The 22,231-nt window shown below is 45.5% G+C and carries 24 protein-coding genes and 1 tRNA gene; 4 read left to right on the top strand and 21 right to left on the bottom strand.

Going from position 1 to position 22,231, the window contains the following annotated elements:
* Positions 1 to 11: 11 nt before the first annotated feature.
* From prdD to NHH16_RS10015, 7 genes are all read right to left on the bottom strand, one after another.
* Entirely contained in the window at positions 12 to 779 is a 768-nt protein-coding gene (prdD, locus tag NHH16_RS10040) for a proline reductase cluster protein PrdD (protein ID WP_262069467.1), read from the bottom strand.
* A gap of 206 nt (positions 780 to 985) precedes the next feature.
* The gene (locus NHH16_RS15820; RefSeq protein ID WP_465223424.1) at positions 986 to 1,231 is read right to left on the bottom strand and encodes a hypothetical protein; all 246 of its coding nucleotides are present in this window, start codon (positions 1,229 to 1,231) and stop codon (positions 986 to 988) included.
* A 27-nt stretch (positions 1,232 to 1,258) separates the two neighbouring features.
* Positions 1,259 to 1,711 carry a glycine/sarcosine/betaine reductase selenoprotein B family protein gene (locus NHH16_RS15815; RefSeq protein WP_465223423.1) on the bottom strand — a complete coding sequence of 151 codons (453 nt, stop codon included), beginning with the start codon at positions 1,709 to 1,711 and terminating at the stop codon, positions 1,259 to 1,261.
* Positions 1,712 to 1,713: 2 nt separating this feature from the next.
* Positions 1,714 to 1,977, bottom strand: a complete 264-nt coding sequence (locus tag NHH16_RS10030; protein ID WP_262069465.1) for a CBO2463/CBO2479 domain-containing protein — start codon at positions 1,975 to 1,977, stop codon at positions 1,714 to 1,716.
* A gap of 8 nt (positions 1,978 to 1,985) precedes the next feature.
* Positions 1,986 to 3,842: a D-proline reductase (dithiol) proprotein PrdA gene (prdA, locus tag NHH16_RS10025; RefSeq protein WP_262069464.1), complete on the bottom strand. Its 1,857-nt coding sequence runs from the start codon at positions 3,840 to 3,842 to the stop codon at positions 1,986 to 1,988.
* 161 nt (positions 3,843 to 4,003) lie between these two features.
* Positions 4,004 to 5,329, bottom strand: a complete 1,326-nt coding sequence (prdC, locus tag NHH16_RS10020) for a proline reductase-associated electron transfer protein PrdC (protein ID WP_262069463.1) — start codon at positions 5,327 to 5,329, stop codon at positions 4,004 to 4,006.
* 132 nt (positions 5,330 to 5,461) lie between these two features.
* A tRNA-Sec gene (locus NHH16_RS10015) sits at positions 5,462 to 5,559 on the bottom strand.
* 299 nt (positions 5,560 to 5,858) lie between these two features.
* Here NHH16_RS10015 and NHH16_RS10010 point away from each other — a divergent pair.
* Positions 5,859 to 6,887 carry a proline racemase family protein gene (locus NHH16_RS10010; protein WP_262069462.1) on the top strand — a complete coding sequence of 343 codons (1,029 nt, stop codon included), beginning with the start codon at positions 5,859 to 5,861 and terminating at the stop codon, positions 6,885 to 6,887.
* 8 nt (positions 6,888 to 6,895) lie between these two features.
* Complete coding sequence (locus NHH16_RS10005) at positions 6,896 to 7,483, top strand: TetR/AcrR family transcriptional regulator (RefSeq protein WP_262069461.1); 588 nt, start codon at positions 6,896 to 6,898, stop codon at positions 7,481 to 7,483.
* 42 nt (positions 7,484 to 7,525) lie between these two features.
* Here the strand turns inward: NHH16_RS10005 and NHH16_RS10000 are convergent, their stop codons facing one another.
* From NHH16_RS10000 to NHH16_RS09955, 10 genes are all read right to left on the bottom strand, one after another.
* Complete coding sequence (locus tag NHH16_RS10000) at positions 7,526 to 7,762, bottom strand: putative Se/S carrier protein (protein WP_262069460.1); 237 nt, start codon at positions 7,760 to 7,762, stop codon at positions 7,526 to 7,528.
* A 6-nt stretch (positions 7,763 to 7,768) separates the two neighbouring features.
* The gene (locus NHH16_RS09995; protein WP_262069459.1) at positions 7,769 to 7,969 is read right to left on the bottom strand and encodes a sulfurtransferase TusA family protein; all 201 of its coding nucleotides are present in this window, start codon (positions 7,967 to 7,969) and stop codon (positions 7,769 to 7,771) included.
* Positions 7,970 to 8,009: 40 nt separating this feature from the next.
* Positions 8,010 to 9,116 carry a YedE family putative selenium transporter gene (gene yedE, locus NHH16_RS09990; protein ID WP_262069458.1) on the bottom strand — a complete coding sequence of 369 codons (1,107 nt, stop codon included), beginning with the start codon at positions 9,114 to 9,116 and terminating at the stop codon, positions 8,010 to 8,012.
* 22 nt (positions 9,117 to 9,138) lie between these two features.
* Positions 9,139 to 10,275: an aminotransferase class V-fold PLP-dependent enzyme gene (locus tag NHH16_RS09985; RefSeq protein WP_262069457.1), complete on the bottom strand. Its 1,137-nt coding sequence runs from the start codon at positions 10,273 to 10,275 to the stop codon at positions 9,139 to 9,141.
* Between the two features lie 83 nt (positions 10,276 to 10,358).
* Positions 10,359 to 11,264 carry a selenium metabolism-associated LysR family transcriptional regulator gene (locus NHH16_RS09980; RefSeq protein WP_262069456.1) on the bottom strand — a complete coding sequence of 302 codons (906 nt, stop codon included), beginning with the start codon at positions 11,262 to 11,264 and terminating at the stop codon, positions 10,359 to 10,361.
* Complete coding sequence (selB, locus tag NHH16_RS09975) at positions 11,261 to 13,177, bottom strand: selenocysteine-specific translation elongation factor (protein ID WP_262069455.1); 1,917 nt, start codon at positions 13,175 to 13,177, stop codon at positions 11,261 to 11,263. The genes NHH16_RS09980 and selB overlap by 4 nt, the downstream gene beginning before the upstream one ends.
* Positions 13,174 to 14,580, bottom strand: a complete 1,407-nt coding sequence (gene selA / locus NHH16_RS09970; protein WP_262069454.1) for an L-seryl-tRNA(Sec) selenium transferase — start codon at positions 14,578 to 14,580, stop codon at positions 13,174 to 13,176. The genes selB and selA overlap by 4 nt, the downstream gene beginning before the upstream one ends.
* A 15-nt stretch (positions 14,581 to 14,595) precedes the next feature.
* Entirely contained in the window at positions 14,596 to 15,633 is a 1,038-nt protein-coding gene (selD, locus tag NHH16_RS09965; RefSeq protein WP_416389389.1) for a selenide, water dikinase SelD, read from the bottom strand.
* An 11-nt stretch (positions 15,634 to 15,644) separates the two neighbouring features.
* The gene (gene yedF / locus NHH16_RS09960) at positions 15,645 to 16,226 is read right to left on the bottom strand and encodes a sulfurtransferase-like selenium metabolism protein YedF (protein WP_262069453.1); all 582 of its coding nucleotides are present in this window, start codon (positions 16,224 to 16,226) and stop codon (positions 15,645 to 15,647) included.
* 16 nt (positions 16,227 to 16,242) lie between these two features.
* Positions 16,243 to 16,911 carry a PHP domain-containing protein gene (locus tag NHH16_RS09955; RefSeq protein WP_262069452.1) on the bottom strand — a complete coding sequence of 223 codons (669 nt, stop codon included), beginning with the start codon at positions 16,909 to 16,911 and terminating at the stop codon, positions 16,243 to 16,245.
* Positions 16,912 to 17,085: 174 nt separating this feature from the next.
* On the opposite strand from NHH16_RS09955, the gene NHH16_RS09950 reads away from it, so the two are divergent.
* Positions 17,086 to 17,943, top strand: coding sequence for a class I SAM-dependent methyltransferase (locus NHH16_RS09950; protein WP_262069451.1), 858 nt, complete (start codon positions 17,086 to 17,088; stop codon positions 17,941 to 17,943).
* On the opposite strand, the gene NHH16_RS09945 is transcribed toward NHH16_RS09950, so the two are convergent.
* The gene (locus NHH16_RS09945) at positions 17,908 to 18,579 is read right to left on the bottom strand and encodes an HAD family hydrolase (RefSeq protein WP_262069450.1); all 672 of its coding nucleotides are present in this window, start codon (positions 18,577 to 18,579) and stop codon (positions 17,908 to 17,910) included. The two genes, NHH16_RS09950 and NHH16_RS09945, sit on opposite strands and share 36 nt — an antisense overlap.
* Before the next feature lie 35 nt (positions 18,580 to 18,614).
* Between NHH16_RS09945 and NHH16_RS09940 the strand changes: the two genes are divergently transcribed.
* A complete protein-coding gene (locus tag NHH16_RS09940; RefSeq protein ID WP_262069449.1) occupies positions 18,615 to 19,400 on the top strand; it encodes a tyrosine-protein phosphatase in 786 nt (261 codons plus the stop codon).
* A gap of 3 nt (positions 19,401 to 19,403) precedes the next feature.
* Here NHH16_RS09940 and NHH16_RS09935 read toward each other — a convergent pair whose 3' ends face one another.
* From NHH16_RS09935 to NHH16_RS09925, 3 genes are read right to left on the bottom strand one after another with little or no spacing between them, the layout of a single operon-like run.
* Positions 19,404 to 19,772, bottom strand: a complete 369-nt coding sequence (locus tag NHH16_RS09935) for a metallopeptidase family protein (protein WP_262069448.1) — start codon at positions 19,770 to 19,772, stop codon at positions 19,404 to 19,406.
* Positions 19,773 to 19,800: 28 nt separating this feature from the next.
* Positions 19,801 to 20,661 carry a methylenetetrahydrofolate reductase [NAD(P)H] gene (gene metF, locus NHH16_RS09930; protein ID WP_262069447.1) on the bottom strand — a complete coding sequence of 287 codons (861 nt, stop codon included), beginning with the start codon at positions 20,659 to 20,661 and terminating at the stop codon, positions 19,801 to 19,803.
* A 17-nt stretch (positions 20,662 to 20,678) separates the two neighbouring features.
* On the bottom strand, positions 20,679 to 22,157 hold the full coding sequence (locus NHH16_RS09925) for a GntR family transcriptional regulator (protein ID WP_262069446.1): 1,479 nt from the start codon (positions 22,155 to 22,157) through the stop codon (positions 20,679 to 20,681).
* Positions 22,158 to 22,231: the final 74 nt, after the last annotated feature.

The following is a 22,231-nucleotide window of genomic DNA, read 5'->3' as shown; positions in this document are numbered from 1 at the left end:
CTTTTTACCTCCTATTGCTTCGAACGAATAATACCGTCTCGGTATTCATTCGGAGTTACTATAACTGGCATGTTTCCTAAGTCGATAATCGAGCGCCCACCTTCCATACCAGAAGGTTCTTTGGCAAAAAGCTGCATATCGTACATAGCGCCTTGGCCAGCTACCTGCTTAATTATCGCCACCCGCTTCTTTCCGTGCTTAATCTTATCGTAAAATTCGTGACGTTCCGTCGCCAAATCTCCTTTAAACTTTTTCAGCTGATTGCGAAAGATTTGTACAAAACGATCGCAAGCGTTATGGGCCGCATCAACGCCATGGCGTTCCTGTCCCATCCCTGCTTTCAAAGTTACGTCAAAAGAGATTATATAATCATCATCGCCCGGCGTTCCTGCCCGGTTGAGATACAACTGCTCTTTTAGATTTCCTTCCGAAGAGCCAAACTCGTGGGTCTGCTTACCGACCGTGTCCACACCCGTCAGCATTACGTAAACACCTGTTAATGTATGAGTAATCCCCTCACCAATATTTCCCAACACTTTCGTGGAAATCGGGATAATATCCATAATCGTATTCGTGTAGCGGTCGTGATCACCAGGGGCAATCACCTGTAAATCAATGCTTTCTATCTCTGGGTAATCCTTAGATAAAGATGCTAAAACATCCTTATTAACGGTCATCACTCCCGTCGTACCTGCACTGTTTTCTTCACCAACGCTTACCTCATCAATATGAAACGCTTTAATGACCAAACGTCTCAGGATTGTCTCCTTACCGTCCAAAATTCTCGCCTCCTTATACCTAATTAAAATAGAATTTGCCTTGGCAAATTCTTGCGCCTTCGGCGGGTGCATTCGCACAGGATTCATTGCGCCGAAGTGCGCATCCATATGTTTTTCTTGTGTAATAGGATAGTTCGAAGAACTCTCCTATTACACAAGAAAGAGGCAGATGGAATTCATCTGCCTCTTATACGAAAGTGTAAATACTAAACCTTTGCGTGATATTCGAAAGGCAATGGCACAATTTTACCCGGTTGATCAATCGTCTCGAGTAATTCTAATGTTGCTTTTACAATTTCAGTTTGTTGTTCTGGGTTGTTTGGTTCTCCAGCGTTTGCACCCATCGGAACGAGGGGAGCAGAAGCTCTTGGAGTACCTGTTTGCCGTACAACCGGCGGAAGAGCTGCAATAATAATAGTTGGAATTCCAGCTTCTTCAATCGCTCTCTGCACCAATACTGCAGAGCGGTGGCAGGTGCCTCAGCCAGCTGTAAGAAGAACAGCATCAACATCTTCTTCTTTAAACATTTCCGCAATAGCCGGTCCTGTTTCATGCTTGAACTTCTCTTGGTTTCCACCACCACCCATGAAACCTGCGTGTACAGGCGCACAAGCTCTGATAAAACCACTTGCTGCTAATTCGTGGATTCTGTCAATCGGGAACATACAGTTGATGTCCTTATTAACATCCGCATTATCGTAACCACCATGAGATACCATCAAATCGCTTGAAGGTGTGGTGTTTTCAATTTTTCTCCAGGTAAAGTCCCCAGCAAGATTAAATCTTTCCTGCTCTTTTTTATGAACGCCTGCTGCCGTTGCTAGAGCAATCGACATATCTTTAAGCGCTTTTGTAACAGGAGTCCACACCATCGGTGGAGTAATAGGAACGAATATTTCAGATTGCATTCCTTTAACTACTGTTAAACTCATTTTTATACCTCCTTGTTCTTATCCATACGTTTCTTTTGTATGTCTAGGTTGCTGACATATTTCTCGTTGACTTCCGGGCCCTTCTGTTCGATGAAACTCATATTCCATTCCACTTCTTGCCCTACCTTAAGGGGATAATCCGTAATCATCATCCGCATCGGCACCTTCAAATATCCCAGTCTTCCTTTAAGGTCAACGGCTACAGCCCCGTCTTGCACTTCGACGATCACGCCTTCCATCTTAATGATTTTGTCACCGTAATTCATAATGTCTCCTAGCTATATTTTTCTTTACGTTTTTGGCTCATCGGTAATGATTGCTCATTTTCTACTAATTCGATTGGCTTTCCAGTTACATTAGAGATCAACTCAAGGTTGGTTGATTTAACGTTTGGATTCCATGCTTTTTCAGCTTTCTTGATATCTTCCCCAAGCATTGCATCCTTAAGCATCGCTAACGCCCGAATACCATCTTCGTGGCAAAGGGTGTTACAGCCAAGAACTTCATTCTCGATACCAGCTTCTGATTTATTGTTATCTACCATAGCTGTCATGTACTCGTTACCTACAACAAGAGCACCTTGAACTGCACAGAAAGATAAACCAACAACTGGAATACCGCGTTTACCGATTTCTTCATGGTGAGCTGCGAAGTCGATGTGGTTGTTACCAAATCCTTCAGTAGTTACGAAGGCACCATCAGCTCCTAACATCTCAACAGTCATACCAACACGTTTAGAAACGTAGAATTTTTCGGAGTTAATTTGTGGGCTACCAACTAAGATAACACCAGCCAAATCCACTTCTGGATCGTGAAGAGCTTCTAATACTAATGGCTCTCTCCAGTAGTGTCTAGACATCTCTTTAGATGCTGGTCCAATACAGGTAAGTGCATGAACACAACCATCTAATAACTCAAGCGGAGATACACATACCGGTACGTTTCCTAAGTCAACGTTTGGCTTTCCACCTAAGATACCTACTGGCTCAACTGGTAGAAGTAAGTTATCATGCATAGCACCTTGGCCCATGATTTCCTTAACGATAACCACTTTCTTCATGCCCGGTCTTCTAACTTGCTTAAACTCTTCGCTATCTACCACGAGAGACTCGTCTAACTTCTTCATCACTTCACGGATTTCCTGCGTAATGTGGTCCGTTGCTGCATGAGCTGCTAAAGGTCCTGGTCTCTCCATGTTCGTGCCTTCTTTAATCGTCACTTGGGTTTTAATAAAGATTTCACCCTTCTCTGGACAACCTGGACGTCCCCACATGATATTCTCGTCTAAGTATCCTTCTGAAGAACCGAATTCACCAATTTGAACACCATTAGCATCGGTACCTGTTACCATCATAATAACGCCGTCAAGCACGCGAGTCACGCCGCTACCAACCTCTGAATCGCCTTCTTTGGTAGCGATTGGTTGTACGTCCATTACCGTTTCTGAATAGGTATGATACTTATCTGGAGTAATAATATCCACTTTCAAGTCAACAACCAAGTTTTGGCTATCAACAGCTTCTTTCTCAATACCTTCGCGAATGTAAAGAGTTGTTCCTTCGATCTTCGTCTCTGGTCCTCTCTTAACTTCGGTGATGTTAAAGTGTTTTCTAGTTAAGGTTCTAACTACCACTTCTTCACCTGCTACTGCAGCTTCAGCTGCTGCCGCTACCGGTGCCACTGCCCCAGCTACTCCTGGTGCTACTGCGCCAGCTGCACCTATTGCTCCCACTGGAATCTCAAGATCGATATCCTTACCTTCACCAATGTGAATTTTCAGTACGCCACCTGCTGCTGCAACTGGCGCGCCTGCTGGTAATACCGGTGCTGCCACCTCTTCTTCTGGTGCTTCTTCTGCAGGTGCTGCTGGAGCTGAGCTTGCTTTTACTCCATCAAGAACATCTGCTGTCAACGGTTGGAGTGAATCTCTTGTCTCTTTAAGTGTCGCGCCAACTACTTGTTCAATAGTAAGTGCGCCATCCAGATTCAAAAGTCCAGAATCCACTAGATCATCAAAGATCGCCGGATCTTCAAGATCAGACACTGAGATAACCGTTCCCGCTTCTCTTCTACAGCAAAGTACCGCTGGATCATTTGCGTGAGCTTTTGCTGTTTCAGCTGTGATTGACATATTGTTTCCCTCCTTGTACTTTGTCACTACTATACTTCATAGCTAGTATATATACAGTTCTAAGCGAAGATGCAGACCTCTCTTTGTTAGCTCCTGCGCAGGAAGTGAAAGTTTCGGGGACAATCACTTTCTATTATCGCTTAAAACAGTAATACCAAATATTATTTGCCGTTTGGCAGTTGTGGTACCTGTTTGGAAATACGTAATTTCCGGTAAATCGCGTGACCAATCGTCCGCATAACGTGGTCTGTTTGATGAATGACTTTCAGTCCCATTTTAGGTGCTGAGCCCATAACCGTATTAGAACAGTCAGAACAGTTACCAATCACAATGTATTCGGCACCGTCTTTCTTCATCTTCAGAACCTTTTCCGCTTGCCCTGGGCAATTCCCTGGGTCTTCACATTTAAGAGCACCGCTCTTCATCTCTACCGCTTGCTTACACATAGTAACGGAGCACACTTTACCATTATACTTACTAACAACATCGCGCATCCGCTCCTCATTGCCACTACAAGCACAGATTAAGATTCCCGTTGGCGCCTGATGTAAATCCATAAACTCCATGGTTACCACAATACCGCCTGTGGTCTTAGTAATCGGAGTATCAACCGTCGTTGGTTTACCAGTAAAAGGTCCACCTAGGATAATCTCGCCGTAAGGCTCTTCGATACCGCTTGACTTCTCAATCAATTCGCCAACAGATGTACCTACCGGAACATCGAAATATACGTGTGGTTTGTTGCCATCGTTTAAATGGCCGATAACCGTCAAATTCTTACTAAAACAAGGCTTTCTGTCTTCAATCGCCTCAGTAATACGCAAAAGCGTCTCTACGTTAGCGACAGCAGCATTGGCTGCCGAAGGCAACTTATCCACGCCTAGGGTAACTCCAAGACATTCTCTAATGACCGCCCGCTCTTCTCCTGATGGGTAAATATCCGCTAACAGGTGAATGAAAATATTCGGCTCGTCTTTAATGGCTTCGCGAATAACTGCCACTGCCTTTTCGTTCTTCGCCTTAATGGCAAAAATACCTTTCGCCGCTTCGGTAATTTCCATAGCATACTTCAGGCCGCGAAGGGTTCTCGCAAAGTCTTCTTCAATCTGGCGCACATTATGCACAAGACCCGTCTCACACTCTGCCGCGTTTACTAGGAACGCTCCTCCTGGAATCTTGGTATCAAGCTTTACTCCTGTTGGGAATCCAGCACCGCCCATACCTACAAGTCCTGCTTCTTTGATCATCTCTAGAGGTGTTCCCTCTTTGATTTTCACAAAAGCATCCGGTTGTTCTTCGTCCGGTTTAATAATGATCCGGTCCTCCAAAACCTCGACCACTTCGCCGTAGACACTAGAATGGATATTAGCCCCCAGCCCGGTCGGTGTAGCAATCAGAGTCCCCTTTTCCACCTTGTCGCCTACTTTCACAATGGCTGCACAAGGCGCTCCTACATGTTGCCTTAACAACAGTTGCACATTTCCCATGACACGCATTCTCCTTTTCTTTATGTAATTATAATACCTCAAAAACATTACCCAAATTGTAATACTTATATAAATATTCTATAAAAACTTTGTCGTTTAATTAACTACACTCTAAAGTTAAAAATCTTTTTTTGGCGGAGGCATGTGGGAATCGAACCCACCCAGGACGCTCTTAACGCCCTACACTAGTTTTGAAGACTAGGAGGCACACCAGACACCCATCTACCCCCAAAAAATAGACATTTTGTTTATTTAATGTAACATACTTTTTTCAGTATTTCAACACCTAAAAGTTATTTTTAAAATTCTTAAAAAACATTGACTTTTAGGGGATTTTCGGCGATAATGTGATTACAAAACTGAACAAGGGTCTAGAATACGGTCTAATCGTTAAAAAACTAACCATTCTAGAAAAAAATTGGTATGGCTAAAACATCGAAGAAGGGGAAATCTGAGATGTTTAGATAAAGCAACCTATAGATTTTTTCTATAGGAATCAAATCATTTAACTTCAAAGGAGGTATTCAAAATGGAACTGAAACCCAAGTTGAACCTTGATGCGTACGAAGCATCTTTTAAGGCTATCGACACCCACACAGTAGGTGAATTCACGCGAATTCTTTTCTCTGGCTTTCCAGAGCTAAAGGGAGATACACCTATTGAACGCAAGAACTATCTTCACAAGAATTATGACAAGTATCGTCAAGCACTGATGTTTGAGCCAAGGGGACATCACGATATGTTCGGCGCTTACGTAACCGAGCCAATTAGTAAAGAAGCTGATTTTGCAGTTTTCTTTATGGATACTGGAGAATATCTTAATATGTGTGGCCACGGTACTATCGGTACAGTTACCGCTTTAATCGAGAGCGGTCTTGTGGAAGCAAAAGAGCCTTTTACTGAGGTTACTTTAGAAGCTCCTGCCGGCATCATTAAGACAAAAGCCGAAGTTAAGGACGGGAAAGTTCTTAATGTAACTTTAACTAATGTTCCTGCTTTTCTGTACAAAGAAAACTTAAAGACCACCATCGACGGGAAAGAGATTACTTATGACATTTCCTTTGGCGGAAGCTTTTTCGCCCTGGTAAAAGCGGATCAACTGGGCATGGCCATTGAACCAAAGAACATCCCTGCTCTAACCGATTTCGGCATGAAGATGATTGAAGCAGTTAATAAAGAAGTAGAGATGAAGCATCCTACTCTTGATATTACAACTGTTGATTTATGCGAAATTTACTCAGATACAGATACTCCTGGTGCTGATAAGCGCAACGTGGTTATCTTTGGGGATCGGATGGCTGACCGTTCACCTTGCGGTACGGGAACTAGCGCTAAGCTAGCAACTCTTTACGCTAGAGACGAAATCGGCATCGGCGAGCCATTCGTATATGAAAGTTTTATCGGCTCACAGTTTAAGGGTGTGATCTTAGAAGAGACCAACATCGGCGATTTCAAGGCTGTAGTCCCGCAGATTACTGGTAGTGCATATGTAACCGGTGAAGCAACATACGTAATCGACGGAGACGACCCACTTAAGTACGGCTTCGTTGTTGGATAGGAGCAAACATGCCAAAAAAGAGGCAATCAACTAAAAGCAGAATTGTAAAGGCAGCGTGGAACCTTTTTCATAAGAACGGCTACGATAAGACCACTGTTGAAGAAATTATCGTCTCCTCAAAAACCTCAAAAGGGACCTTTTACCACTATTTCAAAGGCAAGGAGAGCCTTCTAAATTCTCTTTCCTACCTTTTTGACGACATGTATAAGGAACTGTATGAAACCATCGATCATAGCCTCTCGGCTTACGAGAAGCTACGGTATTTGAATCATGCGCTCTTTGACATGATTGAACACAAAATCGATACTGAGATTTTAGCTTATCTCTATTCCTCACAGCTTGTGACTAAGGATAAGCGTTCGTTATCCGATAAAAAGAGATTTTATTTCAAATGGATTCTCGAGATTATCGAAGAAGGTATGGCAAATGGTGAATTTAAAAAGACATCTTCCGCCGACTTGCTTTTACACTACTACGCCATGTTTGAGCGTGCTTTGTTGTACGATTACGCTCTCTATAAGGGCAAGTTCTCCCTTACCGAGTACAGTGATCGCTTACTGCCTAGCTTATTGGATAAATTTGTTGAAGGTTTTTAAACGAATAGAATGAAAAAAAGAGCGACTCGCGTCGCTCTTTTTTTATACCATAATTTCATGAATCTCATCTTTTTCTATCTGTAACTCTTCCATTAAGGATAACAGCTCTTCTCTAAGCTCTAAAGGAGATGTCCAGGAGATGCCACAACCTGAAGACAATTCTCTGGGAACCGGTATCATCCGTCCCAAAAGGCTTCTTTCCTTGGCCGCTTTCTCTAAAGCCATTGCTTCTGCCGTTGTATGAAAGGTTACCACCAGTTTTAATTCTTTTTTTCGCATTCTTCTTTACTCGACGATGATTTCGAAGTATCCGTCCTTATCGGTAACCGAGGTTTTCTTGCCTTTTTCACTGGCAAATTTCTCCACATTGGTCTTTTGATGAGCCTCGTCAACTAATACCGTTACCGCGCTTTCGCTTTTTAACGCTTCATTCGTCAGCATAATCGGCTCTGGACAGGATAGTCCTCTCGCATCTACAACTTTCATGATATTTATACCTACCTTCCTATAATACTCCATTTATCCCCTAATTGGAAGCTGCTTTCGTTTGCCGTTTACTTACAAAAGCAATCACCAAAAGCACGACGATACAGATGATACAGGCTACTTTTCCATTCGTAGTAACCGCTCCTTTGATTAGCTCTTTCGTCTCTGGATTGACCGAAGTCCCGCTACTAGCCAAACCGAAGTTATGACAGATTGCGGCGCCTATCAGCATTCCTAGAACCGTGACTGCTGAGTCATTCGAGCCTTGACCTGCGAGAATCAGTTGACGTAAGGGACAGCCGCCAGCTAGTACCGCCGCCAAACCGACCACATACATGCCCAGGATATTCCAGAGGTGCTCCGAGTGAGCGATGATTCCTGGGGTATTCATACCTAAAGCAAAATTCCCCGAGGCGAGGTTGTAGATTAGCATCACCACAAACAACCCAACAACAGCGCTTAAAAGGTCAAAATTGCGAAGCAAAATCACGTCACGAATGCTTCCGGCAAAACAGATTCGTGCCTTTTGGGCCAAGGCGCCAAAAAGCAACCCACCAATAAGAGACATGATAATAGGAGCGTGCATGCTTCCTGGCCCTGCTGTACTTTGCTTTAACAAGTTAGTCCCCACCGCCAAGAGTAGGATAGCTAGCGAAAGTAGGGAAATAACCATGCCGCTAAGCTTGCTGGTTTCATACGCGCGGCCGAGACTAAAGCCGCCTTTTAGAAAGATAACCCCCGTGCCAATTCCCAGGATAAAACCAATAAGAGCAATCCAGGCGGTCAAATCACCTGCCGACATCCGCAAAATCATTCGTAGAGGACAGCCTAAAAAGATGAGCGCACCTACCATCATACAAAAACCTAAGATAAAGCGAATCATCGGCGACGAGCCGCCGGTACTTTTATACTCTTTTGTGGCAAAAGAGATGAGAAACGCCCCGATTACTAAACCGATGGTTTCGGGTCTAGCGTACTGCACCACCTCTGCCTGATGAAGCCCTAAGGCACCAGCGGTATCTCTGATAAAGCAGGCAATACAAAAGGCCATATTGGCGGGGTTGCCAAAAATAGCCAGACATACTGCAATTAAGCCACAAATAGCGCCTATGACTAATAATTTCCATTTCGAATTTGCTACACTCACTTTCTTCTCCTCCTAAAACGACTTATTCTGTTGTGATTATCTTGATGGCCGTTATTGCTTTTGCAACCTCTTCATCGGTGTTAAAGTGAGAAAAACTAAAGCGAATCATCCCTCGCGACTCCGTCCCAAAATGCTTATGTAAAAGAGGGGCACAGTGGCCGCCGGTACGGGTGATAATACCGTACTCTTGCAAAAGCTCATCGCCAACTTCACCGGAGTCATAATCCCCTACATTAAAGCTGACAATCGGACAGCGAAGCTCCTCTTCAAAATCTCCGTATAGTTGTATCCCTGGAAGATCGGCTATTCCCTTTCTAAACATCTGGGCTAGTGCTAGCTCTCGTTCTCTGATCGCCTCAACCCCTCTTTCAAGGACGAAGGTCACTCCCGCTTTCAGTCCAGCAATACCGTGTCCATTAAGGGTCCCTGCTTCAAGGTGAGTGGGCATCTCTGGGGGCTGCTCATGGCGAAAGGTCTGAACACCGGTCCCGCCCACCACCAAAGGACGCATCTTAAGTTGTTCGCTTACATATATCCCACCAGTCCCTTGGGGGCCATAGAGACTTTTGTGTCCCGTAAAGCAGAGCACGTCTATCTTCATCGCCTCCACATCTAGGGGCAGGACACCTGCACTCTGAGAGGCATCCACAATATAAATAAGGCCATTCTCCCTCGCCAAAGCGCCAATTTCGGCCACTGGGAGGGCATTTCCTGTTAAATTAGAAGCATGGGTCGTGATGATATACTTGGTGTTATGCCGAATGGCTTTTTTTATATCGTCAACAGTCGTCTTCCCCTTTTCATCGGCACCCACAATGGAAAGGGAAACGCCTAATGCTTCTAATTCGTATAAGGGCCTAAGGACAGAATTATGTTCCTGGATGGTAGTGATCACATGATCACCAGGAACAAGCAAGCCTTTAATCGCCATATTAAGACTCATGGTCGAATTGCTAGTAAACGCAATTTGCTTGGGATCTTTGACTCCGAAAAGCCTTGCTAGTAAACTACGAGTTTCATAGATTTCCCGAGCTGCTTCTAAAGAAGCATCGTTAACCCCGCGCCCGGCGTTACCGATAGACGTCATCGCCCTTGTAACCGCCGAGGTCACCTCTTTTGGCTTTCTCATACTAGTGGCTGCGTTATCCATATAAATCATCCTAATCACCTTATGAGAGTATTATAGTTTGCTCCCATCCTTTACGCTAATCGTTTTCTTTAATAGATTAATCCACTTATAGATTATCTAAATGACTCTCCACTTTCCTTAACCACCTTAATAAACCGCTGAACCGTCTTGGTTAGTGGATAGTTTTTGTTATACACTAAGTTAATACTTCTGCCACCTGTCGTTCCCGGTATGGTAAACGCCAGCAGTTTACCTGCCTCTACCTCTTCCGTTGCCGCAAGCTTTGACAGAACCGATATCCCCATCCCCTGGGCTACCGAATTTTTAATCGTCTCTTGATTCTCCATACTGGCAATCACCTTTAATTCCTCTAGCGCAATCCCTGCTGCCACCAGTTGCTTTTCTGCCTCTTTTCGCGTCCCTGAGCCCTCCTCGCGGAAGATAATATTCTCTTCCTTAAGCCAAGCAATATCGGAAGCATTCTTTCGTTTCCGGTACTTTTCCGTATTAGGAGTAATAATCACCAGCTCATCTTGATAAAAAGGAATATACGTACAATGCTTCTTTTCTAGTACCGTTCCGGTAAAGCCGACGTCCACCCGGTGGTCAACAATACTCTCCACTACCCCACCAGAATCCGCCTCCATAATCTTAATCTGCTCGCCAGGATACTTTTTACTAAACTCTGATAGTAGCCCTGGGAGCAAATACTGGGAGGGAATGGTGGAGGCAGCGATGGTGATGCCACTACTTCCAGCTTCCTCGTTTCTAGAAAAGCTCTCTTTTATCTTCGCTTCTAAATCCACCATTTCCTTGGCATACTTATAGAGCATCTTCCCTTCATCCGTTAAGTACACCTCTTTCGTACTTCTAATAAAAAGCCGGGTCTCCAGCTCCTTTTCCAAAGAAAAAATATGAGCGCTAACGGTGGGCTGAGTAAGATACATCTGTTTTGCCGCCTTAGAATAGTTCCTAAGCTCTGCCACTTTCACAAACGCCTCTAGTTGTTTTAGATTCATTTAAATGCCACCCTTTCACTCTCACCGCCGGTCTTCTTCGTCACCTTAATTCCGTCCATATACTCAAGAATCGGTTTGGCGCTTTTCCTACTGGTATGAAACAGATCTCGGACCTGAGCAATGGTAATGACTCCATCAGCCGCCAATTGCTGTTCCACGATGGTCTTTGCCCCGTCCATTAAGCTAGCTAAGGTAAAGAAGTCGTCGTTAATCTTCACCACTTCACCGCCCACAACTAGCACCTGCAGGATATCATCTACCACCCCTTCTGAGATTTTGCCAAAATCAAGCTCCCGGTAGCGGATAAAATCATACTTTGCCGCATCAAAAGCGGATAGCAAGCGCTGGCGAACGGTGGTATACGTCTCGTCTTCCTTTATTTCAAAGGCTATCGTAGATAAATATTCCTCTTGGCGCTTAATCTCACCTGCGGCTACCATCCTCTCAATCAAAGCATCAAAAACCCCTGGTTTCATGCCTTTAAAAAGGGCGGTAAGAACCTCTGCCTTTTTCTGTCCGTAACGATAAGGATACTTCTCTTCGTAGGCCGTTAAGCTTGCGATTACTTCTCGCTCCATCTCCCGGCATTGTTCTGCTTCTAGATAGTACTCCTCTTTCGCTAAGCTTAAAATAACTAAGCGCTCTTCGCCCTCTAATTCTTTCGCATATTGCTTCACTTCATCAGGGGCACTACCTAAGGCTTTAGCCAGCTCCTGAAGCCCTAGCGGCCGATGTCCCCGCTCTGCCACCTGCAAAAGCACAACATCTCGGGGATCCCCTGCTTCTTTTTGCTTAAGGGTAGCTGCCACCTTAGCCTTATCCCTTTTCTTGCTTGCTGGATTCGCTTCTAGAATCACCCCGCCGCCAATGGTCTCTAAAGGCGAATAGAAGCGAACCACAAACCGGTCGCCATTTCTAACGGCGATTTTCTCTTCTAGGCGTAGCGTCACGTAAGCAGACTCTCCAGGACCAATTTCCTCCCCTTCAAGCAGCACTGCTCTAGCTAACACCTCACTGGTACCCGTGAAAAAATGCAAGCGCATGTTGGTCGTCAATACCCGCAGGGAACTAGGGAGCATCTCTAGCTTTACATCTAATAAATCCGTAGCCTTCATACTGTTAGGCTTCGCTAGAACTGCACCTCTTTTAATCTCTTTCTTCTTCAGGTTCGAAATATTAACGGCCACTCGCTGTCCGGCCGCCACTTCTTCTGCATTCTCCCCGTGAACTTGCAGACTGCGGATACGACATTCCTGTTCCCCAGGGTAGACCATCATCAAATCTTCTTTTTTAACGTGTCCGGCAATCAAGGTACCGGTTACTACTGTGCCAAAGCCAGAAAGGGTAAACACTCGGTCTACCGGCAGGCGGGGTACTCCTGCACCCGTCGCTTCTCTGGCTACTGCTGTTGTCATCTGGTCGATTTCATCGCTCAGCTGGGGAATCCCCGCTCCTGTCGCCGCAGACACACAAACAACAGGTGCTTTTTCAAGAAAAGTACCTGTAAATTCTTCCTTTATTTCGTCCCTCACAAGCTCTAGCCACTCCTCATCCACCAGATCGCACTTATTCAGCACCACAATGCATTTGTCAATACCAAGAAGATGGAGAATGTCCATATGCTCCCTAGTCTGAGGCATAATCCCTTCATCGGCAGCGATTACTAGGAGAACCAAGTCCATCCCCACCACACCGGCAACCATGTTGCCCACAAACTTTTCATGGCCGGGGACATCAATGATACCCACTCGCTTATCCTTTGCTAAATCAAAATACGTAAACCCTAAATCGATGGTGATTCCCCGGCGCTGCTCTTCTTCTAAGCGGTCCGTATTGCGTCCCGTTAACGCACGAATAAGGGTAGTCTTCCCGTGATCGATATGGCCAGCCGTTCCTACAATTATATGCTTCATTTTCCAAAAGCCTCCATACTCTCTAACATATCACCGATGATGTTATACTGACTCGGTTCAATCGTCCGTACATCGAGAAGGAGCTTATTATCCGCCACGCGGGCAATAATGGGCACTGGTAGCTTTCGCAACCGCTCTTCAAAAGTTGCCACTGAAATCTCCTTTGGAACAATCGCTACACCATAGCCCGGCAAACGCTCTAACGGAAGCGACCCGCCACCGATTTGCGATTCGAGAGAAACTAGCTCTATTTCAGCATTAAAATCGTATTTTTCAAGAACTCCCAGAAGCTTCTGGGCTTCTTTTTTTACCGCCTCGGCAGACTTGGTAATCATCCTAAGGGTAGGGATATTCTGAATAGCCTTTTCCTCCGATAAGTACTCAAGCAAGGTCAGCTCTAGCGCGGCTGCCGTAAATTTATCAATTCGTAGCGCTCTTGTTAGCTGGTTCTTCTTCATCCTATCAATATACTTCTTCTTACCTACAATAATTCCGGCCTGGGGGCCACCCAGGAGTTTATCGCCGCTAAAGCAAACCACATCGGCACCGCTGCGAATGGAATCCTGTACCGTTGGCTCATAGCTTAAGCCGTACTTACTTAAATCGATTAGCACCCCACTTCCCAAATCTTCCACTACCGGAACGTCATGGGCTTTTGCTAGCGGTGTCAATTCGTCAATCGTCACACTCTCCGTAAACCCAACAATGCGGTAATTGCTCGTATGAACCTTGAGAATAGCCGCCGTCTCTTCGGTAATCGCCTCCTCGTAGTCCTCAAGGTGAGTCTTATTGGTCGTCCCCACCGACACCATCGTCGCCCCACTGGCTTCCATCACGTCAGGAATGCGAAACTTCCCGCCGATTTCAATCAACTCTCCGCGAGAGACGATCGCTTCCTTATCTTTCGCCAGACTATTTAGAATCAACAGCACGGAAGAGGCGTTATTATTTACTGCCATCGCCGCCTCAGCCCCGGTGAGTTCACACAAAAGCTTCTCGAAGTGAGCATAACGCTCTCCTCTTTTTCCGGCCGTGATATCGTATTCTAGATTTGAATAACCGCTAATTTTTTGTACCAGCTCCATTACGTGGTTATAGGCGATGGGCGCCCGACCAAGATTCGTATGAAGCACCGTCCCGGTGGCATTAATCACCAGTTCCATCCGCGGCTTCGTCCGCTTCTCCACATTTTTCGCTATTTTGTCCTCTAAGTCTGCTAAGGCCTTTCCTGCTGCCACTTCGTCCTGCACCTTTCCCAGTGCCTCTCGCAGCCGCCCCAACTCTTCTGTAATCCCTGCCATAACGTTCTTGCGTCCGTAATGGTTTACCATTTCGGCAATCTTTTCCTTCTCTAAAAGAACGTCTACTTTAGGAATTTTACGAAATATTTGATTCTTATCCATACTCATACCAACCTTTTACCTCAAATTTATCAACTTCTCCTGCTTATCCTGAACCTCGCCAATCACCGCCACCTTCGTGGAAAGGCCTGCCCCTAGCAAATCGCTCATCAGCGCTTCTTTTTGCGCCCCGGGAACGCTTAAAAGCAAGCCTCCTGAAGTCTGGGGATCGTAAAAGAGATCCAAATAATACTCCGGTAAGTCACCCGCATCCACTTGATTCCTGGTAAACTCACGATTCTTATAGGCACCGGCAGGGATAAAGCCCATTTTGGCATAACTTGCAGCTTCTGCCATCAAAGGAATATCCTGAGCCGTCAGGGAAAACGTTACGTTACTGGCTCCCGCCATCTCCGCGCAGTGGCCTAAGAGCCCAAACCCGGTGATATCCGTGCAAGCCGACACCTGGTACTTTGCTGCCACTTCTTTGGCCTTCTTATTCAGAGCTGCCATCGTCTCCTGAGCCTCTGTTATCGCCTGCTCCGAAGCAATCTCGCCTTTAATAGCCGTATTGATAATTCCACTACCGATTTGCTTCGTGAGAATCAAAGCATCCCCCGCCTGGCAGCCATAGTTTTTAAAAATCTTATCTGGATGGACGAATCCTGACACGCTTAAGCCGTACTTAGGCTCATCGTCTTGTATCGTGTGACCGCCCACTAAGACAGCACCCGCTTCTTTCACCTTATCGGCCCCGCCTTTTAAGATTTCTCCTAAAATCGCCACATCAAGACAGGCCGGAAAAGCCACAATATTGAGGGCCACCTTCGGGTCGCCGCCCATTGCCCAGACATCGCTTAAAGAATTGGCTGCGGCAATCTGACCAAACATATAAGGATCATCCACAATCGGGGTGAAAAAATCCAAAGTCTGAATCATCGCTACTTCGTCATTGATTTTATAAATCGCCGCATCGTCTGAAGTCTCAATGCCCACGATTAAATTGGGATCGGTAAATCCCGGTAACTCGCTCAGCACCTGAGCGAGGGTCTCTGGACCAAATTTGGCAGCTCAGCCAGCGGTCTTACTAAGTGATGTCAATCTAATCTTTTCCACAATTTATCTCCTTACGGTTTCATAATATGGTCAGCGCTATTCATCGCCTCCACAATGCTATACATATTGGTAACCTGGCCCACACTTAGCTCTTCTTTAAGCTTGAAAAAATCAAGGCAGGTGCCGCAAGTCATAATCTCTACGCCCTCCCCTTCCATATACTGTAGATCTTCTAAAGAATCGCTACCCGTACACGTAAGCTTAGCACCGCCATTATAGAAAAGCACTTTATCTGGTAGCACGTCTAATTGGCTAAGGGCGTAAACGAACCCTTTCATCAGGACTTTTCCTAGCTCTTCGCTCCCTTCACCCATCGTCTCCGAGTCGATCACCGCTATGGTCCTCTGATCGGTCTCCTTTTGTGAGCTTCTGCTTTCGCCTAACTCTAAAAGCACCCGAAAATGACCGTCACCTACTTTCTTCGTGGTCACCTTAGCCCCAGCGTCATTACCAAATTTACTAACATTGGCTAAGGAAATCTCATTGTCAACGAGAACCTCTACTACCTCGTCTGTACCGGCCACGTCTAGCGCCTTCTTCGTTCTAATAACGGGCTCTGGACAAGCAAATCCCCTGGCATCTACCGTAATCATCCTTATACCTCCTAGTTTAATTATAGATATATTCTATCACTGATTGTTTGAAAGGTAAATTAGTATTTATCGCCTTTACGTACCGCTCACCGTCGTAATAGGCCGGTTGCAAATTCCCCTCTTTAAAGACCCTGATAAAGTCCGCCATCGTTTTCACCTGCTCAGGAAAATACGTGGCAAAGACTCCCACCTTTTCGGTTGTGTGGCAATCACTCGAGCCCACTGGGGTAAGCTTTAAATACCTAGCATAGGCTTCGGCTTTTTTACACGCTTCATATGACGTACTGCCATTGAGAACTTCAATACCGTCAAGACCATTTACCCTCAGCAAGTGTTCTTCTAGCCCCCGATTGTTATCGCGAAAAGGATGAGCCCCAAAGCAGATCCCGCCCTGGGCCTTCACCAGGTCGATAAACCCCTGGGCGCTCACCCGCTTCTTGGGATACCGGTCAAGCCCAAAGGCCACAATATCCCCTTCCAGAGAATAATACTCAATCCCGACGAATATGGGAAAGTTCTGCTCCCGAGAATAGGCCTTGGCATACTCTTTAAGCCCCATATTATCGTGATCGGTAATACAGATTCCGTCTAAGCCTTTTTCTTTACTAAGACGAACGATTTCTGCCAAACGCAAATGGCTATCTGGCGAAAAGGTCCGCTCGTGCATATGTAAATCGATAAACATCAAAAAACCTCCTTAATAGTTACCCTTATTTACATAATAAATCCATAACTACAGTAGGGCAAATAGACGGTTTTTATAGAATCCATCACTTATAGATAATTTCTATACCTTTCCCCCACCCGCTGATTATGGTATATTAATAGCAATTAGTGAATAATAGAAAGCGAGTAAATTATGTGGTTAGCCGATCAATGGAAAGATTATGAAGTACTAGATTGCAGCGATGGAGAAAAACTAGAGCGGTTTGGAGATTATCGCCTCATTCGTCCCGATCCTCAGGTGATTTGGAACACCCCGAAAACCGATCCCCGCTGGGGACAGATAAATGCCCACTACCACCGCAGTAAGAAGGGGGGCGGCGAGTGGGAATTCATCGATTTGCCAGAACAGTGGCAGATTCACTACGGCGAACTGACCTTCAACCTTAAGCCCTTTAACTTTAAGCACACCGGAATTTTTCCCGAACAAGCCACCAACTGGGACTGGTTTGGGGAGAAAATCCGTAAGAGCGGCCGTAGCATAAGGGTCCTTAACTTGTTTGCCTACACCGGAGGCGCTACTCTAGCCGCTGCCGCTGCCGGAGCTAGCGTAACCCACGTGGACGCTTCTAAAGGAATGGTTGCTTGGGCCAAAGAAAACGCCACCTCATCCGGTCTTATTGATAAACCGATTCGGTGGCTCGTAGATGACTGTCTTAAGTTTGTTGAAAGAGAACAGCGGCGGGGAAATACCTACGACGCCATTATCATGGACCCGCCTTCTTACGGCCGCGGACCCAAAGGGGAAATCTGGAAAATCGAAGATGCCATTCACCCTCTAATTAAAGCCTGTCGGAAAATTCTCAGTAAAGAGCCCCTTTTCTTTCTGATTAACTCCTATACTACCGGCTTAGCCCCAGCAGTTCTTACCTATATGCTAGCGACCGAACTAAAAGACTTTGGTGGTCAGATTACCGCCGATGAAATCGGCTTACCGGTAACGGACACCGGTCTCGTCCTACCGTGTGGTGCTTCTTGCCGCTTCAGCCGCTAAATAAGCTTTGACTTCTCCTAGAGAGGGGAGTACCGCTTCTGTAAGGCGGCGGATTTCCTCACTTGGTTCTACTAAATCAGGCACCATAATGGGCGCAAGTCCTGCTCGGTAAGCGGAGAGAATCCCATTTGGCGAGTCTTCTAGGGCGATGGCCTGGCGTACTTCTACCTTTAGAAGCGCGCAGGCACGCTGATAGATCTCTGGATCCGGCTTGGCTTTTTTCACCATATCGCCAAAGACCATCACCGAAAAGAAGTCGCTAATGCCGCCACTTTTAAGCAGATTTTCACCATAGGCTCGGCGCGAGGAGGAAGCCACGGCCATTTTAAGTCCGTGATTCTTTCCGTACTGTAGAAGCTCTAGGGCGCCTGCTTTTAGAGGAACCCCTTCACGGCTCGCAATTTCACCAAAAGCAATCCGCGTTTTATCAGCAAAGTCATCAAAAGGAAAATCGTCCCCTAGAGCCTTGGCAAAATACGCTCGGCGTCCATTTACATTAAGACCGATGGTCTGATAAATATGTTCACCTAGATTACCCATATTTAGTTCTTCGCCGGCGATATCCCAAGACCGCTTGACGATTCGTTCCGAATCAAAAAGAAGTCCATCCATATCAAATACTATTGCTTTTATCATAACCACAGTATATCACAAGAAAGAGGTTTTTAAAAATGAACATCAGTAAACGTATTCCCTTACAAAAAGTGTACAACACCAGAGACCTTGGTGGTATTACCACCCAGGATGGCGGTCGTATCCGCCACAAGCAGCTCTATCGCAGCGGCCAGCTCTACTTTCTTGGCCACGATGACAAAGAGCTCTTAACTGGTGATTATAACCTCCGGGACATTATCGATTTTCGCACAGAAAAGGAACGAAGGGAACGTCCCGACCCGGCTCTTAACTTAGTGAGAGCGACACCTTTAGAAATCATCAAAGACGAGACCCTTGGCATCACTCACGATGAAGAAAGCGACAAAAAACTCCTGAGCGCCGCCCAGGATGCTCACGAGTCGATGACTAACCTTTATAAAGAAATTATTACAAGTGACTACTCTGCCACAAAATACAGCGAATTTTTGCACCTACTAGCCAAGCCTAGTAACGGCGCCTATCTCTGGCACTGTAGTGCTGGTAAAGATAGAGTAGGCATCGGTACCGCCATCCTCCTCTATACTTTAGGCGTCTCCCTTGACGATATTATGGAAGACTATCTGGCCACTAGCGAATTCTTACAGCCAGAAGTGGAACACATGATAAAAAGTGCCCAGGATATGAACGCTGGCGACGACACTATCGAAGCGATGAGAGTCTTTATGGGTGTTGACGAAGAGTATCTCGCCGCCGCTCTACATACGATGCTTGACCTTGAAGGCAGTATCGATAATTATCTCGAACGCCGGCTAAAGCTTGACGCCCATACAAAGTCTGCTCTTAGAACCCTCTACTTAGACTAGAGACTACTTTCTTTCCAAATATCTATGGATCTGGATTTCGTCAGCGATTTCCAGGTCCTTTTCTCCGGCCAAAGACTCCAGGTGATGGGTTAATTCATGCTCTAGCGTATGCTTTATTTCTCTTTTTAACAACTCCTTAGAAGCCTCTCCATAAACCGCAATAAACGAGCCGTAATAAATATAAATAAGCCTCCCCATGGTTCGGGAATATACGTACTCGCCCATTATTTTAAGCTCGTCACCATTGCTCTTTGGATGGATTTTCACCTCTTCTCGGAGTAGCACACCGCCGTTTAATTCCCCATAATATTCCTCCGGAATCTGCTCGCAGGCTTCATCTAAGTACTCCCGAAACTCTTCCATAGATACCATCTATCTTTCTCCCTTAGACTAGAAATAATTAAATCAAATACTTAATACCCTCGGTAATCTTTCTGGCAATCACCGGATTGTTTAAGGTGTAGATATGAATCCCCTCCACATCTCTGGCAATTAAGTCAATCACCTGAGAAATCGCATAATAAATCCCGGCCTCAAATAGCCCCTCTTTATTATTCTCGTATTTGTTCACAATCCGCTGAAAACGTTCAGGAAACTGAGCGCCGCATAGAGAAACCATCCGCTCTACGCCCGCTTTATTGGTAGCCGGCATAATCCCGGCGGTAATCGGGGTCGTAATTCCCTCTGCGCGCACCTGTTCTTTAAACGCCATGAAATTATCGTTATCAAAAAAGAGCTGAGATACGAGAAAGTCACACCCTGATTCTACCTTTTTCTTTAGGTTAAGTAAATCCTCTTCCGGTCCTTGCGCCTCTGGATGAACCTCTGGATAACAACCGCCACCAATGCAGAAGTAATTCTTTTCTTTTAGATATGCCGTCAAATCCGAAGCGTATTTAAAGTCCGTCTTAGTTCTAACGTTCGGGTTTTGATCCCCTCTAAGTGCCAACACATTCTCAAGACCATTCTCTTTAAGAACTTCGGCAAACTCATCGATTTCCTCTCGGTCGTAGTGAAGGCTAGTTAGGTGAACCACCGGCGACACTCCTGAACGTTCCTTAATCATTTTTGCCAGTTCAATCGTCCGATTATTGTTGGAGCTACCACCAGCCCCAAAGGTCACACTGATAAAATCCGGTCCAAGCTCACTTAAGATGTCTAGCGTCTCCTCCATCTTTTTCATACCTTCAGCCTTCTTCGGCGGGAAGACTTCAAAGGAAACTACCGGTTTTTTCTTTTTAAAAAGCTCATCTATTCGCATCTTTACTTCTCTCCTCGTTATCTTTCGTAATGAATTCGGTACTTGCCCCCGCGAAAATAGTATCTAATAATTCCTAACAGACGATGACACCCATCATAAAGTTTTTGATCTATATTAAGAAGGGAGGTTCCTGCTTGAACCCCAAAGCGTTCGCTAATTTGTTCACTGGCTTCAAAAGGCTCGATTACCAGTTCCGCACCGGCGCCTAAATAGTATATTCCCTTAGAAATAAAGTCGCGAATCTCCTGGGGGGATTCTAAGTCCACTCCGTAAATCCGGAGAATCTGTACGGGAATTTGCAGAAAACTCATGCCTAGAAGCTCTTCTTTGCCGTAATAGCTGATGCGGCTACAAAGAATTTCGCCGTCCACTTCCCCAATATAGCTCTTCCTAGGACACCAAGTACTGACGTCTTCCCCCAGTTCATACTCCACCTTGACCACCTCTTCTAAGGCATCGTCCTTAAGGTAGTTATAAAACCGCGTCTTTTTCTTCGCATTGTAGGTGACAATAGAGCCTTTTCCCTGTTGCTTTCTAATATAACCTTCCGTATTAAGCAGCGTCAAGGCTTGTCTAAGGGTGTTGCGGCTGACATTGTATTTTTCCGACAAAACGTTCTCTGACGGCATTAAGCTATCTGTCTGGTAAATGCCCGAAACGATGTCCTCCCGAAGCCAGTTGTAAATTGAGATGTAAGTGGCCCGTTCTTGCGGACGCCTTCTCGCCACCAACCGGTCCCAGGTGCCGTAGTACTGAAAGCCTAATTCCTGATAACGCTTTTTATCCGCCTTCTGATCGAGAAAGCAGCAGACTTCCTGACCTTTCGCCATTGCTTCCCGTGCCATACAGCTGATAATCTTCTCCCCATACTCCAAGTCCCGAAAGCCACTTTTAGCGGCAACATTATCAATTAAAACAATTCTATCCGTACTAGCAGCTACGTTGCCGTGAGCCACGATTTGACCATCACAGCGGAACACATAATGCTTCGTAAAACCGTACTCGTAACGCTCCTTCATAACCCTTTTCGAAGTATAGAACTTCTTCTCCTTGTCTACCCCTTTCATAAACTCCGCAATCTCTCCGAGAACCTTTTCATTAACCATCTCCACGCCCTCGCAGCCCTCTTTTAGGCGCTTATCGTTTTGCAACAGATAAATCTCCTCTTGGTAATGTTCAAAGCCGACTAGCCCACGCCTCAATTCGTTTACAAGCGCCTCCTTACCAACAATGTAATCCGGTGAATACTCTTCAACCAAAGAAACCACATCTTCTCGGTTGACGTGATTGGCTTGAGAGTAAATATGAAGAGTCTTATAAAAACAGAGATAAACCGCGGCCATCTTTCCTTCTGCTTCGTGGCAGTAGATTCGCTGGGCGCGACTGTCAAACCCGTAATTCACGACATCGGCAATCATTAATAAATTGTAACAGTAATCTTCCTGTAGATACTCAAGTATTGCCTTTTCATCCTTTTTTGTACACTTTCGTAACATATCCTTTATATTCTCCTACATATCGAGTAGGAGGCGGTGACTAACCGCCGTCCTCTCACAGCACCGTACGTACC

The sequence above is a fragment of the Ohessyouella blattaphilus genome, from assembly GCF_024721265.1.
GTDB lineage: Bacteria > Bacillota > Clostridia > Lachnospirales > Lachnospiraceae > Aequitasia > Aequitasia blattaphilus_A.
This window is presented reverse-complemented; position numbering and strand designations above follow the sequence as displayed.

Bases quoted from the DNA above. Each gene is read 5' to 3' on its own strand.
- NHH16_RS10005 (WP_262069461.1), top strand. From the start codon at position 6,896: ATGCCAAAAAAGAGGCAATCAACTAAAAGCAGAATTGTAAAGGCAGCG.
- selA (WP_262069454.1), bottom strand. From the start codon at position 14,580: ATGGATAAGAATCAAATATTTCGTAAAATTCCTAAAGTAGACGTTCTT.
- prdA (WP_262069464.1), bottom strand. From the start codon at position 3,842: ATGTCAATCACAGCTGAAACAGCAAAAGCTCACGCAAATGATCCAGCG.
- NHH16_RS09955 (WP_262069452.1), bottom strand. From the start codon at position 16,911: ATGTTTATCGATTTACATATGCACGAGCGGACCTTTTCGCCAGATAGC.
- NHH16_RS10000 (WP_262069460.1), bottom strand. From the start codon at position 7,762: ATGCGAAAAAAAGAATTAAAACTGGTGGTAACCTTTCATACAACGGCA.
- NHH16_RS15815 (WP_465223423.1), bottom strand. From the start codon at position 1,711: ATGAGTTTAACAGTAGTTAAAGGAATGCAATCTGAAATATTCGTTCCT.
- NHH16_RS09940 (WP_262069449.1), top strand. From the start codon at position 18,615: ATGAACATCAGTAAACGTATTCCCTTACAAAAAGTGTACAACACCAGA.
- NHH16_RS09935 (WP_262069448.1), bottom strand. From the start codon at position 19,772: ATGGTATCTATGGAAGAGTTTCGGGAGTACTTAGATGAAGCCTGCGAG.
- NHH16_RS09995 (WP_262069459.1), bottom strand. From the start codon at position 7,969: ATGAAAGTTGTAGATGCGAGAGGACTATCCTGTCCAGAGCCGATTATG.
- NHH16_RS10010 (WP_262069462.1), top strand. From the start codon at position 5,859: ATGGAACTGAAACCCAAGTTGAACCTTGATGCGTACGAAGCATCTTTT.
- selB (WP_262069455.1), bottom strand. From the start codon at position 13,177: ATGAAGCATATAATTGTAGGAACGGCTGGCCATATCGATCACGGGAAG.
- NHH16_RS09925 (WP_262069446.1), bottom strand. From the start codon at position 22,157: ATGTTACGAAAGTGTACAAAAAAGGATGAAAAGGCAATACTTGAGTAT.
- NHH16_RS09950 (WP_262069451.1), top strand. From the start codon at position 17,086: ATGTGGTTAGCCGATCAATGGAAAGATTATGAAGTACTAGATTGCAGC.
- metF (WP_262069447.1), bottom strand. From the start codon at position 20,661: ATGCGAATAGATGAGCTTTTTAAAAAGAAAAAACCGGTAGTTTCCTTT.
- NHH16_RS10030 (WP_262069465.1), bottom strand. From the start codon at position 1,977: ATGAATTACGGTGACAAAATCATTAAGATGGAAGGCGTGATCGTCGAA.
- NHH16_RS09945 (WP_262069450.1), bottom strand. From the start codon at position 18,579: ATGATAAAAGCAATAGTATTTGATATGGATGGACTTCTTTTTGATTCG.
- NHH16_RS09980 (WP_262069456.1), bottom strand. From the start codon at position 11,264: ATGAATCTAAAACAACTAGAGGCGTTTGTGAAAGTGGCAGAGCTTAGG.
- yedF (WP_262069453.1), bottom strand. From the start codon at position 16,226: ATGATTACGGTAGATGCCAGGGGATTTGCTTGTCCAGAGCCCGTTATT.
- prdC (WP_262069463.1), bottom strand. From the start codon at position 5,329: ATGGGAAATGTGCAACTGTTGTTAAGGCAACATGTAGGAGCGCCTTGT.
- NHH16_RS09985 (WP_262069457.1), bottom strand. From the start codon at position 10,275: ATGATTTATATGGATAACGCAGCCACTAGTATGAGAAAGCCAAAAGAG.